Raw genomic sequence first — 16,268 nt, 5'->3', positions numbered from 1 at the left:
AATGTTAGTGTTAAAAAACCGTTAATCCCAAATGATCGACGTTTTTTGCTGTAATCACCAAAATAAACATTTAGTTATTTCAATGAGATAGAATACGTCTTAAACTTCTGTTCAATAAAAAAACCACCCCCTAGAATTTCACCGGTTAAACACGTAGGCTTTTCCAATGTCCATTCTAAGGGGTGTCAATCCACAACCGAATTCATCGTTATATCCCATTTTATGAAGAAAACCGTGATCGTAGCTTGCCTTTGCCTTTAGATCTCATATTCAACCGAACAGACAAGACGCGTGCCAATGTTACTAGGAGCATCCCCATCGACTTCGTGGCGCTCATACTCGCATACGATCAAGTTGTACGGTTTATCCCCGCGAGGACTAGGCAATGTAATTTGGCCAGTCCATGTTTCTGGATTCTCAATTGGCGCTAGATAATAAGTAAAGTTGGGAACCGGCAGCCATCCCTGCTCAGGTTTATGTGGATCCATGGTTTGGAGCTTTACCACAACTGCCCCGATTAATGGGCCACCAGGAGCAGTACCAGACAAACTAATATTAAACTTGCGCGAGTCGTTTGGATCCTCCTGGAAAGTGACTAGTCGGTGGGAGGGTGTCTGCATAAAATCCAACAACACCACAGGTGAAAGGTGAGCTCCATTTAAAGACATTGCTTGATAGCGTGTCAGAGCCAAACGAACAAAAAGATCATACTCATCGTAAGTGTTAATATCCACATCGCAGTACCAGCGTTTGTAATCTTGGTCATATTGTACAGTATGGCCCGCCACATGGATGTCCTTACCTGGTAGTTCTTGTAGATCATTCACAGTATCCCTTAGAGTTGCTCGCTTGAAATCTTTAAGTTGGGGCAGGGGAGGGAGTGCTCGTGCTCCGCCGCTTCGGATACAATCTTTACCCCACTGCGTAATATAAGGTTTTGCTTGCGGTGGAATTTCGTTGCCTGGAAGGTCGGGCCAGAGAATGACTCCAAGTAATTCTCCTTCACCAGATGAGAACCATGGCCAGTCCAGATATATTCGCAGCCTGCCACCCTTTCGATGAATTTTCGTTTCACTCAGGTCTTGTTCACGCTCCCATTCAAACGCGGGAACAGCATATAGAACCTTAGGAGCAGCAGGAGGGGCCGAATTACAAATATCCAAAGTCACACTTTCTGACGATCGAGTGATTTCACCGGGGAGATACGAATACAGAACATGAACCGACTCCCCTTTTCGTATAGCGCCAGTAGTTGTTTCGGGTAATAGTTCCACTGCCGTAATCAATTGTGTAATCTTTTTTTCTCTCGTATTTGATTTTTTTGTCTTTGCTAAACACGATCTCCGTGTTCTCAACGATATGCGTGTGTCTCAGCTTTACACCTTGAGAACGACTTAGCGTACACCAATCTTCATAAGGAGTGTGAAAGTACTCACTAAACCGGCTGGTGGCATCGGCAGTATAGGTCACCTGGCGGTACTTTGTGTCGCCAAATTCATGTCGGTAGACCAAGGGAACTTCGTTTTCAGAGGCATCTACTTTAATTTCACAGACATGGACTTGGTGAGAAATCGTTATACATTGGGGCTCGGATAAAGCATCTACAGGCTCCTGCCAGCAAGCGTTAATATCGAGTTTTACGGTTGATTTACCATCCATCCCAATGGAGCCCTTTAAAGTTACATAGGTCTGACTCTTTTCTCGATTTGCTACAGTTTCTTGAAAGACAGGCTCAATAAGTGGCTGCCTAACAGCATGCACGAGGGTTAGTTCTCGGCTAGGTGTTAACATCCAAAGTCTGCCTTCGAGTGCTAACCTTCTTAGATAATCACGAGTAGCCTCTGAAGGAAGCGCGGCACCCGTTTCTTCTATTATTTGACGAATCCCCATCAATTCCCATTCCTCTTCCGACAGGTAGGAGCATAGTCGAATGGTCGCCGTTTCGGCCTTTGGCAAATACACCTTTAATAATCGACGATGCGGATCCCAGTTAGGCTTTCCTGTACCCTCTTCAAGTCTCAGGCGGAAGGGCAATGCCTCGAACCAGTCACCTTCAGTAGTAAATGGCACCATCGTTGTCTTGTCAACTTTCAACCCTGGTAGTCCTAGAAACGCGGCCCCACGTGAAATGGGATCAGGCAGATAGGGTAAACGGAGTTGCGACTCTTCGTGTGGTTCTGTTGAAAAACTGCTGTCTTTATTGATCATAATCTGGTATGCATTTGGATCCAAGCCAGATGAAATATCAAAGCATCCATGTTTTTCCGCCATCATTTGTGATACTTTAGGTGGTGCAATGTGGCGTTCATTATAGGACTCAGCAGACGAGTTAAAATTACTTCTTATGGTCAGATGGTGTACCGACTCACCTGGCCCAGTATCCTTTCTTAAAACGACAACGGGAGATTCCACGGGTTCAAAGCAACTATGAACCAGCTCTCGCGTCTGAGAGGTGTCCGCAACCGACTTCGGTAGCGATTCATTCCATTTTCGACTGTTGCCGGCAAGATCTACAGTCCTCATCCGAAATCGATAAGCCCGGCCGAATCGCAGTCTGGGGAGAGAGCCAGCATCAGGTTTGAAGTGGGTCTCCAATTGAAAATTGGTGCTTGCATTGTTGCTCGCCGATGCGACAGCATCTTGTGGGTTGATGATCTTACCCGGTTGCGGAGCTACCAAACTCCATCCTCCCCAAGTAAAGAGTGACTGATGGAGAAAAAGATCTGTCGAAGTTTTATCTGCGGCCGTTGTTAGGCCCATGGAAATAAAACCCTCGTCCGTAAGCCTAATTCTATGATTACCGAAGTCATACTTGCCCTCCCTGCGGCACAAAGAATGCCAAGTTTCAGACTCAGAATCCCATACGTCGACGCGATACCCGCGAACCAATTGCTCCGCAAACAGTAGACCTCCTCCACTTTCGATGTCGGCGTTTAGTCCAACGCTATCATTAAGGGATAGGAATAGCTCTCTTGCTCGATCTCCGTGCACAATGGAGATACCATTGGAACGGAATGAAGGGAGAGCACTACCTGTCGAGTGATCCCACTGTTGATTCTTCGCAACGTTCCGGATAAATTCCAGAAACTTAAGTGAAGTGCTGTCCGCATCTACCTGAATGACCGAATAGGGATCAACGTCCTCTACATGGTTAATTCGTGTATCAACCAATTGAACATATCTTTCTGATATCCCCGAACTGGCCGGAGTTGCTGTAAAGCTGTTATGGGTAAGGTCTATCGAATATTGGGTCTCAGGGCACCGATCTATGCTATCGTCAAATGTCGATGACCAACTGGGAAGGATAGCTACACTTCCGATCAGAGGAATATCTGCTTCGAGATCCACTTCTAGATCGAATACCAGTCCCAATTCACGAAGCAATAGTGGATAATCTCCGAGATTCGAGATTACTTGGTGAAAATCGAGTGTCGGGATTTGAGGCTCTACTCTGGCAAAAGGATCACGTTGCGGATAGAATTGCTGCAACTGAACTAGATCTTTTCGCCATTGATCAATATCCTCCCGGTCCTTTATTGATTCTCGTGGAAGGGCAAATAGTTACCTAAGTTTTATGTTTATATCAATTTTGTCCTTATCGGTGGGAATAAGGTTTACCAGATAACCCCATATTTCTTCATCAAAGCGTGGGTGCTCAGTTGGATGTTTCTGGGCCACATCTTGGTAAAAACGTTTGACCAACCATAGGATATTGCCAACACACAACAGTTGGTTTTGAGGGAGCTTGTTTACACTACTGCTGAATGAGTAGCAAGAATGACATCAAGTATTGATAACCACGACAGGAACACCACATATTTGTTCAGTAAAGTTCTAGACTTGATTCTCTAATTCGACTTCAAAAAGAGACCGTTCCTCTCACAAATAAGGGGGGCTTTTTTTCATAATAGTTATTTCAGCATACATAATTCTCAATACAGCCAGCAATACCATATGACTTCCTGCGACTTCACACTCTAAAATTAGGGCGAAGGTAAACGATGAAAGAAAAAAGTGATTAAGCGGAAAACGTTGAGTTAGTTGACAAGTGTACCGTAACGGAAAAGCGGCTACTTACAATGAAAGAACAAGAGAAAATGTAGGATGTTAGAGAGTCTAGTATATATAATGGTTTTCTTTTCTTACAAAGCAATGATGGAGAGATTTCAGCATTACTGAATTTAGAAAAATATTTTATCACGAAGAATAACGTATGCTAATGATAGTGTACTTTTTTCTTTGTGTTTTTTTTCGTAATGAAAAGTAAGTTGACAATATAAATCTATGCATATAATATATCCATATGATATTTTCATTATGATATTATCAAAACGTTTTATAATATCATAATGAACTGGACCTACATTTATCAAATAGATACTTACACAAGCTTGAAAACGTCCGATTCTAAAAATATTATTAAAAAATGGAGGTAGAAATATGACAGATTTACTTTATCACTATTGTAATGTTGAAACGTTTTTAAACATTATACGCAATAAGACAATTAGGTTGTCAGACATCACAAAATCAAATGATAACATGGAAGGCAAATGGTTATTTACCTTTGTAGAGAAAGAAGTTCTTGTCAATATAAAGCGAATCCATTCTTAGTGCCTAATAAAGTAATTTATGGTCTTGATGAATTAGATACAATAAAGTATTTGTTAAAATTAACATTAGATAAAATTTTGAAACAAAATGAAATGCTATTTTATGTATCATGTTTTTCTGAAGCAGCTGATAAGCTAAGTCAATGGAGAGGATATGCCGATGATGGAAAGGGACTATCCATAGGCTTTAATGCTGAAATTATAAGAGAAATTGCTTCAAAAGAAAATTTATTAAAACTTAAGAAAGTGAAATACTCAATAGAAACCTTACCAGAGCAAGTGTCAAAATATGCTCAAAGCTACTTGGAGAGCATTAATTTTGCAATTTCCAAATATAATATGCGTGAGACATACTTTAGTGATGATTATATGATGAACTTTTTCCATTATTTAAACACTAAACTACTCATTCAAGAATCGTTATTCTACAAAAATCCTGCTTTTGAGGAAGAAGAAGAATGGAGATTAGTATTGAATGAAGAAGAGAATGAGTTAGATAAATCCTCAACTGATTGGGATTATTGGTACTCTACTGCGGATAACAAAAGTGCTCTTACGGGATACTTTGGAGAAGTTTTTCCAGATGGTTTACAGTTTAGAAGCTCTAATAATACTATTTCATCTTACTTGGATTTTAGTTTCAAGGGCTTTGAGAGTGAACTAATTAACAATATATATATCGGACCAAAATCTAATTTAGAAAGAAATGATATTGACCATTTGTTGAAGTATTATGGTTATGGAGAAATCAAAGAAATTAACAAATCTAATTCAACTTATAGATAATTGTTATGACTCTAGGCTTTTAAGACTAACTTGTAGAAGTTAGTTATCTGGGGAGTCGGATGAGGTAAAAGCTTCGAGTCCGGTTCCAAGGGAGCCTTGAGAAAACGGTATGCGTAATCATACTGGGAGCTGTGGGTTTACCTTACGATTTTTAGCGAAAAGTGATGCATGACGATCATGATCTGATTTATATCGATGCCGGTATAAAAGGTGTCTATGTTCCTGCAGGCGATGCTTGGCTCCGTCCCATAATTGTGGGTTGGTGCCGTATCAGCCTCAATATGTGATCGCAATGATTTAAGGCTATTAAATATATTTTAGGAGTGAGTGAGGATGCTAACATATGATCAAGTTGTACAAACCGTGCACATCAACTCGGCTGAAGAATTATTCCACATCATTTCTCCTCTTGATAAGCAGTATGACTTAATGAATAAGGATTTCATGTTTCGAGGTGAGGAATCAGACCGATATTCTTTATTGCCAACAGCTTTAAGGCCACTTAACCGGAGTGTTGTAAATAAACTTGCAAATGGTGTTGATCTTGAAAGTGGAGCAGACGTTGAAAATGTAATTGAGTCTAATCAAAGGTCGAATGAGTACAAAATATTACGTAAATTTTTCGTCAAATCGGACTATGTGGGCTTACAGATTCCGCATGTAGACTTTTTGAGAGAGAATATGTACTCATATTACAAAGCTCCTTGTTTTGTTAGAGAATGGTTACCTTCTTCATTTTATGAACTAGCCGGTCTTGCTCAGCATTATGGGTTGCCGACAAGACTTTTAGATTGGAGTCTTGATCCATTTGTTTCTCTTTATTTTGCTTCAAAAGGTGCTCTGAATCATGATAGGGTGGACGAATCTATGGTGCTGTGGGCTCTACATCGACCATTGTTTGATTTTTACAAAGAATTTGAACTCCCATTGCAGATTATTAATCCGCCATATAGTGGTAATCCAAATCTTAAGGCTCAAAAAGGTGTCTTTACTCACTGGAAAAATGAGAATTTTGAAGAAGATGTTCTTTCAGACAGAAAAGTGGATCGGACTCCTTTGGACATACAAATACATAAGTATCTATCAAAGGAAGAATCATTTCAAAAAAACTTAAGAATAATTATGTATAAATTCATAATACCTCATCAAGCGGCTAAGAATATATTAAAAGCTTTAAACACCTTAAACTATAATGCTTCTACAATATTCCCTGGTTTTGAAGGTATATCTACAACAATTGAAGAAGAAACTTTGATACCTTTAATCTATTAGTTCTATAATATTTATACTTTTTTGAAAAAAAGATGGTCTTGATTCTGCCTGTGTGAGGGACTTGACAGATGTCGGGGGACAAGAACATAGTCCCATTATAGTCGCTATTTAAGCGGCTTTTCGTATTATCAGGTTAGCCAGTAATTACTGGTTGGCCTTTTTTGTGGTCGTTTTACGATGGGGGGAGCTGGGAGAACGTGGCGGCTTTAGGGGCTTGGACCTCGTAACAAAAACAGTTCTCCCACGACCTCCAAAAGACCATGTTTGGGCTGGTAGGGGCAGTTGACCCCGTATAACAAGCGAAGCTTATGGGTTTGGAACCATCGTGGAAAGGACCGGCGAAACGAAAGATAAGGAGTGAGGACATGGAACCTGTTGTTGGTGTAGATGTCGCTAAAGGTTCGAGTGTGGTACAGGCATTTCGAAAACGAAATGAGCCCGTTGGCAAAGCAATAGTCATTTCGCATGGAGCGAGTGGGTTCGAACAATTCACCGAGATGTTAGGCGCGCTGCTGAATATAAATTTAAGGAAGTGGGGCGCGCTAAGCCTGGGAAAGATTTGAATGTGCTTGAGCAGAAAAAAATCAACCAATATGGTGGTTTGCAAAAAAATGGTGGAACATTACAAAATAAACGAGAGACTAATAATGGCAGGTAAAAAAAAGGTTAAGGTGAAGATAGGAGCTGTCTTCGCAATAAGACTTGATCAGGGTCGTTATTGTTATGGCCAAGTTGTTTCTGAAGGAAGGATATCTGATTGTATGATTGTATATGATTTGGTATCAATGGAACACCCAACGATCAGTGAAATTACTTCTAAACCAATCATTTTCTTAATACAGACTGTAAACTCTAGGATTGAAGATGGTATCCGGAGTGTGATTTGAAATGGATCAATACCAAGCATGACATTTCCGTTGTACAAAGTGGAAACTGAGGATGGGTATATGCTGGTAGATCATATGGGTGATGTTTTGAATGAAGACCCCAGTGCTTCAGAGATCGAAGTAGTCCCCGAACTGGAGTCTTGGTCACCTGTTAGTCTAGAAAAGCCAGTCAATGCTAGATTTCTAACTGGAGAATGGGACCCATATTATAATGAGCTAATTTATACAGGTTAGGTTTATGTTACCTTGATGGGCTAATTGCCCTCAAGGTTTTCATTATCTAAACAGCATAATGCGCTCATCAGAAGATGATTTCAATTTAGTTTGTTTTTCCGAGTAAGACTATTAGTCAAAATACGGATTTTGTGAAGATGTATAAGAGAAACCGCGTAGCGACACGGTTTCATCGGTCCATATTATTCACAGCATTACGCATCTCTTCATCTGTTAAGTGAGTATATATCATTGTTGTTTGAATGGAAGAATGCCCTAATTGATTCTTTAGTCTTGGTACATCTTTATTTTCAAGATGATATCGCGTTGCGAATGAATGCCTGAGCGAATGCACTGTTAGAGAAGGTTTCCCAAAGGCAGTTGCATATTTTTCAATCAGCTTTTCAATTGATCGTTGTGTAAGACGACGGCTTTTTCCTTTACGACCTACAGGAGCTGCAATGAATAAATAGTTTTCTTGTTTATCTGGTAAATATCTTGTTTCTCTGATCTGCAGATAGGTTTCTAAATCCATTAAAGCCTGTTTGCTAAAGTAAACGTATTGTTCTTTATCACCTTTACGTACCACTCGAACTAAAGCTTTATTCATATCTAAGTCATCCATATTAATTCCTGCAACCTCAGACAATCTAAGCCCTGAACCTAATATCAGCGAAACGATTGCTGTATCACGCTCACGATTAAACTGATGAAACGTAAAAATACGCTTGTTTTCTTTATGTTTTTCACCAAAATCGTAAGCTATAAATTGCCTGAATAATTCGAAATCATCATTTCTTAGAATTTTTCCTTCAATACGGTTTGCAATGGTTTCTTGGCTTTCTTTGATAGCATTCAAATCCATTTTGGCCATTACATTTCGTTGAATATAAGGCTTCAAGTCACTTGTTTCAGCCTTATTCTGAAGGTAATCAAACAACGATTTTAGAGAGGACAATTTGCGATTTATCGTAAGTTTCTTGTTTCCAAGTTGATAATCCAGGAATGACAAGAAGTTTTCCACTTCACGTATTGTTAATAACTCCAATGTTTCTAAGGTTATTTCTTTCCGATTTGATGAAGTTAGATTCTCTGCAATAAGCCAATCGAAAAAAATAATGTAATCATGACAGTAATTAAGAAGTGTTGTTGGAGATAACTTGCGTTTTTTGCTATCTATAAATTCTGTTACATACCAAGGTAAATCGGACAATTTTTCATCAATACGTTGCATGTAGTGATTTTTCATTAGTTTATCCATTTATGTACAAACCTCCATGGATTCATCATAACTCATCGTTATTTATTCGTCAAATTATTATTTTACGTAATTATATGATTCCTGATCGCTAATCTCTATGTTCTTGTTATCCGTAACCGGGATTATTCCAAAGGTACCTTAATTTCTTGCATCATTTTGTGATCATCGGTATTTGTAGTATGTTACCCAACAGCCTCTATATATTATATATTAACGAAGGCTTACAGAAAGTGGTTAGTCATCGTCGAATCTTGATTGCTCTTACATGCACATAAATCAAGATGGCTTTTCAATTAGTGCTTTAAATAAATCTTTGGCTCAAAACTATATCTTGATACCTCGAAGTCAAAATATTACATCGCCCTTTTTTCTTTGATACTAGGCAATCTAGTATTTGAATTAGATATATCAAAAACAAAAAAGCCGCTGAAAAAGCGACTTCTAAATAAAGAAACTATACGCTCCTTTTGAAAGCAGTGGTAGTCAGGTGGAAAAATCACACCTTTTGCTTCTTACGGGACCAAACGACAACCGGAATAAGTAGCAAAGAAAGGAATCCCCCGATAAGAGAAAGGGTTGTGTAACTGGATTGAGCTACGACCATACCTGATAATGCTCCTCCAGACGCACCAGCTAATGCGATTAGCACATCCACTGTTCCCTGAGTTTTTGCGCGAGTTTGAGGCGTCGTTGCATCAACAATGGCTGCTGTTCCACTAATCAATCCAAAATTCCACCCTAACCCGAGCAGTGCAAGACCAAGAATGAGAAATCCCATTGAATCCCCTGGTGCAAGCGCTGATACTAAGCCTGCTAAGAGCAATGTTACACCTGAAGCGTAGGACATTAGTGTACGTCCGTACTTATCGACAAGAGCGCCAGTAATCAGTGAAGGCAGATACATTGCTGCAATATGGATACCAATGACGAGACCAACATCTCCGAGACCATGTCCATGATGCTGCATATGAACTGGTGTCATGGTCATAATGGCAATCATGACAATTTGAGTCAATACCATTACTGTAGCTCCAACAATAATACCTGTTTTATTACCAATTGATTCTTGAGGAATCGTTCCATCCACACCGTTTTGGATATCTTTCGCGCGCTGTGCTTCAGCTATAGCTTTGGAAACGATAAATGGATCTGGTCTTAAAAAAATGAGAAGCACCAATCCGGCAACGATATACGCTAGGGCTGCCAGCATAAATGGCCCTGCTAAGGCAGGAGCTCCCATCGAGGTGGCTACTCCCCCCGTGATGTTTACGAGATTCGGTCCAGCAACTGCACCAAATGTTGTAAAAACCATAGCCGCACTAATAGCTTTGGCACGCTGTGTAGGCTGAGCCAAGTCTGTACCAGCATAACGAGCTTGTAAGTTTGTTGCTGTGCCGGCACCATAGATTAACAATGAAATAAAGAGCAGCGGCAAATTGTCCAACACGGCAGCTAATACAACTCCGATTGCGCCAATCCCCCCACTGATAAATCCTGTCGCTAATCCCGCACGACGACCAAAGTTCTGAGAAAGACGACCGACCAATAGTGCAGCACCAGCAGATCCTAATGTAAATAGCGCTGCCGGTACTCCAGCGAAGCTGTCTGTTCCCAGCATATCCTGGGCGAGTAGCGCGCCTACCGTCACGCCTGCAGCTAATCCTGCTCCTCCGAATATCTGTGAAAGAATAACAATCATCAGGGTTCTTTTATACAATTGACGCTGCTTTTCAGGCGATTCCACATATTTCTTTAGTGAATCTGAGATATGTGTCTTCCTGTTGGAATCTATTGAGTGTTCAGACATATCCTATTCTCCCTTTATATTTTACTATTCAAGTAAATAATTATTCTTGAGGCAATTTAAAAGCCATACGTCTGTATGACACTCAAGAATTAATGATTTATTTTTCATTTCCATCTAAACAGTTTCCATACTGTATGGAATTCACAGGTCAATAACTCAAGTAAAACTCCGGTTTAGTGAATCTGTACAAGGTACTCCTGCCATTCGTATACTCCTTCTTCCATATGAAAAGCTGTAAAACCCTCTTGTTGCAGCATCTTTACCGCCTCAACGGCCAAAACACAATACGGTCCCCGGCAATAGGCGGCAATTTGAGTCCCTTTGGGGAGAGTCTGTAAGTAATGATGGATTTGCTCCAATGGAACAGACACTGCTCCTGGGATATGTGCTGCTTTGAACTCTTCAGAAGGACGGACATCCAATAAAATAATGTTACCTTCCTCCACCTTTTTCATCACTTCATCCATAGATAGCATATCTAACTCCCCGAACTGACATATGAAATCGTTTTTAATTCGGGTAATATCCGCTAGTTGGATTTCACTAATTCGCCATAAGGAATTTATGAACCCCTGAACCTCAGGACTTGCCAAGGTGTAGATGACATACGTTCCCCTTTTATTGGATCTCACAAGGTTAGCATCATGTAGTATTTGAAGGTGGCGCGATACATTAGCCATGCTCATTCCGGTGGCTTCTGCCATCTTTTCTACCGTTTTTGGTCCTTGAGATAATAAATCCATAAGTTCCAAACGTTTATCACTGGACAAGCACTTTCCAATTCTAGAAAACTGACGATACAAGTCATCTTTGAAAGCACGAACAGGAAGTCCTTGCGTCATAAGATTCACTCTCCATTATTCAATTTATTAATTGAATTATAATCGTAAAATATTTATCTCGTCAAGGTTGTTCGCTCAGAAATAACTGCGCTAAAGACTTGGCCTGACTAAAAAACTGTTTATACTCAGTGTATTTGTCAATTTCATTTACCAGTTATATTGATATATTGTTATTCTTGTTGCTTTTGATCTGGTTTTCGTATTCTTGTACACCTAGTTATCCAACGCTTGGTGATTAGTCCAAATAAAATAAGTCGCTAATTTAGCGACTTACAACGAGAATATATTTTTGTCTCTCGATATACCGTCAACCTTTAAATTCTATAGCGGTGCACTGTAAAACTACAACTAATTGAATTCCTCATGGTCTAATGTTGCCTAGGCTTCTACAGAAACGGTGCCCTCCACCGAAATTTGGACATCCGATTTAGTTAGAAGCTGACCAATGTGACAATTCTCTTCTGCTCTCTGCAGTAGGGTTTCAGCCATAATTTTATCTTGAGTTGTAGATTCCAATTTTCTCAGAATCATTTGTGGACGATGAATGATGCTCATTTGCCCTTCCGGAGTAGTATCTCCCTCTGTAACCATACTTAGTTCGGAAACCGGAATCCGATTTTGATCCAACATATACACCAAAGTCATTAGATAACAAGCTGCTGCGGAAGACATAAGAAGTTGCTTAGGTTCAACACCTTCTCCGCTCCCTCCTTTTAAAATAGGAATAGCGATTGGCGTTTGGAAGTTATCGCCTTTAATATCTCCATTGCCTTTTGCATTCCCATACCAAGTAGTATTTAAGGTTATTTTTTGTTTCGCCATATCAATCATCCCTCCATTCATCAGTAGAAAACTCTAGCAGACCCAATCAACATGATCTCTACAAACACCATAATTTAAATTCATAAACCGACATAGCTGATTACAGTGTCGGTTTATGATTTGTAGTATTAACTTTAGTCGTTAACCAATTATTTAAAATGTTTTATAAATACGGATTTCTGGTTCAGCTTGAAGCAAGTCCTTCAGTCCAACAACAACATCATTCGTAAAAAGGTCGCTTTCTAGGTAAGCATTAGCTTCAGCCTCACTGTTAAATCCATGAAGTACTTGAACATCTTCATCACGTACTAACAATTCCTTAGATACGGCACCAGCAATACCTGAAAGAAATGGCTCTTTATAGGTCGTATAAACTTTCACAGCTGCCTCGCGTTCCGGTGCATTAATCTTGAGTGTAATTTGAAGATATGCCTTTGCCATAATTTTTAACCCTCCATTGAGTAATGTATTGATCGCCTAATTCTCTAATTCAAATTATCAATCAATCGATTGAATTATAGATTAATGTATTTACTTTTGTCAAGTAAACCGCATCTTGATTACATGGAATAACATGATACAATTTTATTAATCAATTGAATCAATTCAATCATTGAGGTTAATGATTGAGAATAAACACATTCCTATAGTGTTAAAACTTAATTACTTAGAATAGAGGTTATATCATGTTGGAAGATAAATTGAACACAGCAAAGGTATTAAAGGAAGAACTGTATAGACAACTCGCACGAATTGGTAAAAGTTTGTCAAGTGACAAGCGTCTTGAAATATTGAATGTATTAGCTCAAAGTCCTAAAACGGTTGAAAAATTGGCACAGTGTACTGGCATGAATCTAGCTAACGTATCACGCCATTTGCAGATATTGCTTGACGCAAAACTTGTTAAGTTCACCAAAAAGGGAACCTATGCCATTTATTCGCTAGCAGACCCTGAAATTATCGATTTTATGTCCTCCCTTTGGCGTATAAGTGAGAAACAACTTCCTGATATTTCAAAATTAAAAGATGACTTCATAAACAACTTGGATGGGATCCAAACACTGACCATGGATGAAGTAATGGAGAAAGTTGATAATGAATCCATCATCTTAGTGGATCTACGTTCGAAAGAGGAATTTGAAACGGGACATATTCAAGGCGCAATTTCGATGCCTATGGACAAGCTGGATACCATGATGCGTGAATTACCCAAGAATGCGGAAGTCATTGCATACTGTCAAGGGCCCCTTTGTGCATATTCAGCCATTGCGGTTGAAAAACTCCAACAAGAAGGTTATAAAGCTTATCGTATGGACGCAGGTATTAATGATTGGCAAAGCCATTTCATCAATTAAGTTTTCTTTATATTTTTAACAAAAGACCTCAAGCCAGAATGGTTAGAGGTCTTTTGTTAACCACGAATTAAACAGGTTTATACCTTGTTATTATGAAATTGAGGTAAATATTCTTTATGCGCGTCCAATAACTCATCTAGTAGTGCCTTAGTCATATCCCCGTTTTGTACAAGTGGGTTGGCTGTGAAGGCTTGAAGAGCGGTAGCATAATCTCCTGTTATGGCTGCTTCAATTGTAAGTTCCTCCATGGATTTCATGACCTGCAACAATCCTCGCTGAGCTGGTGGGAATGAACCGAAATGAATGGGCTCTGCACCATGTGAAGTAATAACACACGTAATTTCTAACGCACTTTCGTTTGGCAGATCGTTAATAGCCCCATTGTTCCGTGTGCTTACAACCATTTGTTTCCCTTTGTTATTGTATATAGAATTGATGATCTCATAGGCTGCATCACTGTAGTAGGCACCGCCACGTTTCTCAAGCTCTTCAGGTTTATATCAAAATTCGGGTTTTTGTACATTTCAAACAGACTTTCTTCTAATCGCTTTACGACCTGCCCTCTTGAACCTTTACCTGAGCCTCTTGTAACTCCTCTTCAATTATGGCATCTGTCATATAATAGTAACGATGGTAAGGGCAAGGCAGCATATCTAAGTGAACGATTTGTTCATATAAAAAACGCATATTTTTGATATTTTGAACCATTTTCTCTGGTTTTGCATCAGGTCCGCACTTTTTCAATGGCTTCTTGGGTTAATTCCTTTCCGTCTTTACCATAAATTTTGTGCCAATGCAGATGGTTGATCCCTGCAAACTTGAAGAAAAGTTCTTCTTCTGGTTTATCAAGAACAGCTGCCTCATTTTTAACAGCCATAATTGGCACTTTGCATAGACCTATAACCTTTTCCCACTGACCATAACGCAGAACAGAGCTTCAGTAACCATTCCTGCAGGGTTGGTAAAATTAATAGCCATGTGTCCGGACAATGTTTTCTCATGTCCCTAACAATACCTAGAATAACGGGAATCGTTCGGAACGCTTTCAACATTCCTCCTGCTCCATTCATCTCTTGCCCGATAAGGCCTATTTCATTGGAATGATCTCGTCTTTGATCCGTGCCTCCATTAAGCCTACACGAAATTGAGTTGTTACAAAGTCAGAATCTTTCAAAGCAATCTGCGATCTAATGTCATATGAATTTCACAATCAATGCCCGCTGCCTTAACCATACGTTTAGCCATCGCACCAACGATTTCAAGCTTCTCTTTACCTGCCTCTATATCAACTAGCCATAATTTTTTAATGGGCAATTCATGATAACGTGGCCGGTGTCTCTACAGCAACGGTTTCGCGCGTGATCAAAATAATTACTGTTAGCTTCAGTCCTATGATTGTTAACTTTGTACGAGCATTTAGGTTGATTGCTGGGAGAAATGGCTTTTAATATTACCCTTCTTATTACGAATGGTGACCCTGAGAAAGAACTCATCGCCCTTGAGATGTTAAAACGAAAACAATTGGATGGTATTGTTTGTCTAATTAGATCTAACTCAGTGGGAGGTTATTGAATTTTACGTACAGTATGGTCCAGTTGTTACCTGGCAAAGAGTCGATTCCAAGGTTATTCCATCCGTATTTATGGATCATTATCATGCTTATTGGGAAGCTCTCGAATACTTATACCAAAAAGGGTACAGAAGAATCCTTAGTGTTACCCTATGTCAAGAGGGCTAAATACCAAAGAACGTGTTCGCGCGCATTCTGAGTTTTCAAAGAAATATGGCCTTAGCGACTCCACTTTTCCTTATATTGAAGACAAGACTTCTGTTGCCGACGGGGAGAATATTGCGGAGTGGTGGGTGCAACAAAAGGATCGTCCCGATGCCATCTTCTGCGCCAATGATGATGTGGCTTCAGGGCTTACAACTGTTCTACGTCGCGCGGGATTCTCTATACCGGGAGACCTTGCCGTAATGGGCTTCGATAACTCCATTTTGGCTCACTTACTCGATTTGACAACAATTCATTATCCCATTGATCAACAAGCTGAGAATTCTTTTTTATTTTAAATAACCAACTCAATCAAATCCAAAAAAGCCTTCATTCACTGGAGTACCGATTAATCGAGCGATCTTCAACATAATTTTGATTCAAAAGGAAAAAGGTTTTTACAAGTTCAACTTAATAAAAACATACTTCTATTATCTGAACTGTGGACCGTATTTGCGCCCCACTTTTAAAAAGACCCCTTCGTTCTCAAGCTGCAATACAGATGGCTTCTGATTCATTGACGTGAACTCTCGCTCCTTCACGCTGGACATATACGCCCATTGACCGTTTCCATACTGCCGCTGAATGAGAGGAACTTTTCCCCGAGAAACGGAGAATGGGATGGAATCGACTATC

General features: G+C 39.7%; 15 protein-coding genes and 1 pseudogene. 8 read left to right on the top strand and 8 right to left on the bottom strand.

The window, feature by feature from the left end; all coding sequences use genetic code 11:
- Positions 1-257 precede the first annotated feature (257 nt).
- Both MKX36_RS12420 and MKX36_RS12415 read right to left on the bottom strand, forming a co-directional pair.
- A complete protein-coding gene (locus MKX36_RS12420) occupies positions 258-1,163 on the bottom strand; it encodes a hypothetical protein (protein ID WP_340864804.1) in 906 nt (301 codons plus the stop codon).
- Positions 1,164-1,191: 28 nt separating this feature from the next.
- Complete coding sequence (locus MKX36_RS12415) at positions 1,192-3,489, bottom strand: hypothetical protein (protein ID WP_340864803.1); 2,298 nt, start codon at positions 3,487-3,489, stop codon at positions 1,192-1,194.
- 1,064 nt (positions 3,490-4,553) lie between these two features.
- Here MKX36_RS12415 and MKX36_RS12410 point away from each other — a divergent pair.
- The 5 genes from MKX36_RS12410 to MKX36_RS12390 all read left to right on the top strand — a co-directional run bounded on the left by MKX36_RS12410 (position 4,554) and on the right by MKX36_RS12390 (position 7,792).
- Positions 4,554-5,399: a DUF2971 domain-containing protein gene (locus MKX36_RS12410; protein ID WP_340864802.1), complete on the top strand. Its 846-nt coding sequence runs from the start codon at positions 4,554-4,556 to the stop codon at positions 5,397-5,399.
- Positions 5,400-5,732: 333 nt separating this feature from the next.
- Complete coding sequence (locus MKX36_RS12405) at positions 5,733-6,671, top strand: FRG domain-containing protein (RefSeq protein WP_340864801.1); 939 nt, start codon at positions 5,733-5,735, stop codon at positions 6,669-6,671.
- A 365-nt stretch (positions 6,672-7,036) separates the two neighbouring features.
- Positions 7,037-7,234 carry a hypothetical protein gene (locus MKX36_RS12400; RefSeq protein WP_340864800.1) on the top strand — a complete coding sequence of 66 codons (198 nt, stop codon included), beginning with the start codon at positions 7,037-7,039 and terminating at the stop codon, positions 7,232-7,234.
- Between the two features lie 84 nt (positions 7,235-7,318).
- On the top strand, positions 7,319-7,558 hold the full coding sequence (locus MKX36_RS12395; protein ID WP_340864799.1) for an Imm26 family immunity protein: 240 nt from the start codon (positions 7,319-7,321) through the stop codon (positions 7,556-7,558).
- An 18-nt stretch (positions 7,559-7,576) separates the two neighbouring features.
- Positions 7,577-7,792: a hypothetical protein gene (locus MKX36_RS12390; protein ID WP_340864798.1), complete on the top strand. Its 216-nt coding sequence runs from the start codon at positions 7,577-7,579 to the stop codon at positions 7,790-7,792.
- A 169-nt stretch (positions 7,793-7,961) separates the two neighbouring features.
- Here the strand turns inward: MKX36_RS12390 and xerS are convergent, their stop codons facing one another.
- The 5 genes from xerS to MKX36_RS12365 all read right to left on the bottom strand — a co-directional run bounded on the left by xerS (position 7,962) and on the right by MKX36_RS12365 (position 12,944).
- Complete coding sequence (gene xerS / locus MKX36_RS12385; RefSeq protein ID WP_340864797.1) at positions 7,962-9,032, bottom strand: tyrosine recombinase XerS; 1,071 nt, start codon at positions 9,030-9,032, stop codon at positions 7,962-7,964.
- Between the two features lie 496 nt (positions 9,033-9,528).
- The gene (locus MKX36_RS12380) at positions 9,529-10,839 is read right to left on the bottom strand and encodes an MFS transporter (RefSeq protein ID WP_340864796.1); all 1,311 of its coding nucleotides are present in this window, start codon (positions 10,837-10,839) and stop codon (positions 9,529-9,531) included.
- A gap of 173 nt (positions 10,840-11,012) precedes the next feature.
- Positions 11,013-11,681 carry an ArsR/SmtB family transcription factor gene (locus MKX36_RS12375; protein ID WP_340864795.1) on the bottom strand — a complete coding sequence of 223 codons (669 nt, stop codon included), beginning with the start codon at positions 11,679-11,681 and terminating at the stop codon, positions 11,013-11,015.
- A 378-nt stretch (positions 11,682-12,059) separates the two neighbouring features.
- Positions 12,060-12,503, bottom strand: a complete 444-nt coding sequence (locus MKX36_RS12370) for an OsmC family protein (RefSeq protein WP_340864794.1) — start codon at positions 12,501-12,503, stop codon at positions 12,060-12,062.
- Positions 12,504-12,656: 153 nt separating this feature from the next.
- Positions 12,657-12,944 (bottom strand): hypothetical protein, encoded by a 288-nt coding sequence (locus MKX36_RS12365; protein WP_340864793.1) that lies wholly within the window; start codon positions 12,942-12,944, stop codon positions 12,657-12,659.
- Between the two features lie 248 nt (positions 12,945-13,192).
- On the opposite strand from MKX36_RS12365, the gene MKX36_RS12360 reads away from it, so the two are divergent.
- A complete protein-coding gene (locus MKX36_RS12360) occupies positions 13,193-13,858 on the top strand; it encodes an ArsR/SmtB family transcription factor (RefSeq protein WP_340866100.1) in 666 nt (221 codons plus the stop codon).
- A 77-nt stretch (positions 13,859-13,935) separates the two neighbouring features.
- Here MKX36_RS12360 and MKX36_RS12355 read toward each other — a convergent pair.
- A pseudogene (locus tag MKX36_RS12355) lies at positions 13,936-15,184 on the bottom strand (6-phospho-beta-glucosidase); the annotation flags it as partial.
- Positions 15,185-15,425: 241 nt separating this feature from the next.
- On the opposite strand from MKX36_RS12355, the gene MKX36_RS12350 reads away from it, so the two are divergent.
- Positions 15,426-15,596, top strand: a complete 171-nt coding sequence (locus tag MKX36_RS12350; RefSeq protein ID WP_340866099.1) for a hypothetical protein — start codon at positions 15,426-15,428, stop codon at positions 15,594-15,596.
- Positions 15,581-15,931 carry a substrate-binding domain-containing protein gene (locus MKX36_RS12345; RefSeq protein ID WP_340864792.1) on the top strand — a complete coding sequence of 117 codons (351 nt, stop codon included), beginning with the start codon at positions 15,581-15,583 and terminating at the stop codon, positions 15,929-15,931. The genes MKX36_RS12350 and MKX36_RS12345 overlap by 16 nt, the downstream gene beginning before the upstream one ends.
- The last annotated feature ends 337 nt before the right edge of the window (positions 15,932-16,268 follow it).

It is taken from the genome of Paenibacillus sp. FSL W8-0439 (genome assembly GCF_038008995.1).
In the GTDB taxonomy this organism is placed as follows: domain Bacteria; phylum Bacillota; class Bacilli; order Paenibacillales; family Paenibacillaceae; genus Paenibacillus; species Paenibacillus polymyxa.
The sequence above is the reverse complement of the archived record's forward strand: the minus strand, read 5'-3'. Positions and strand labels throughout refer to the sequence as shown.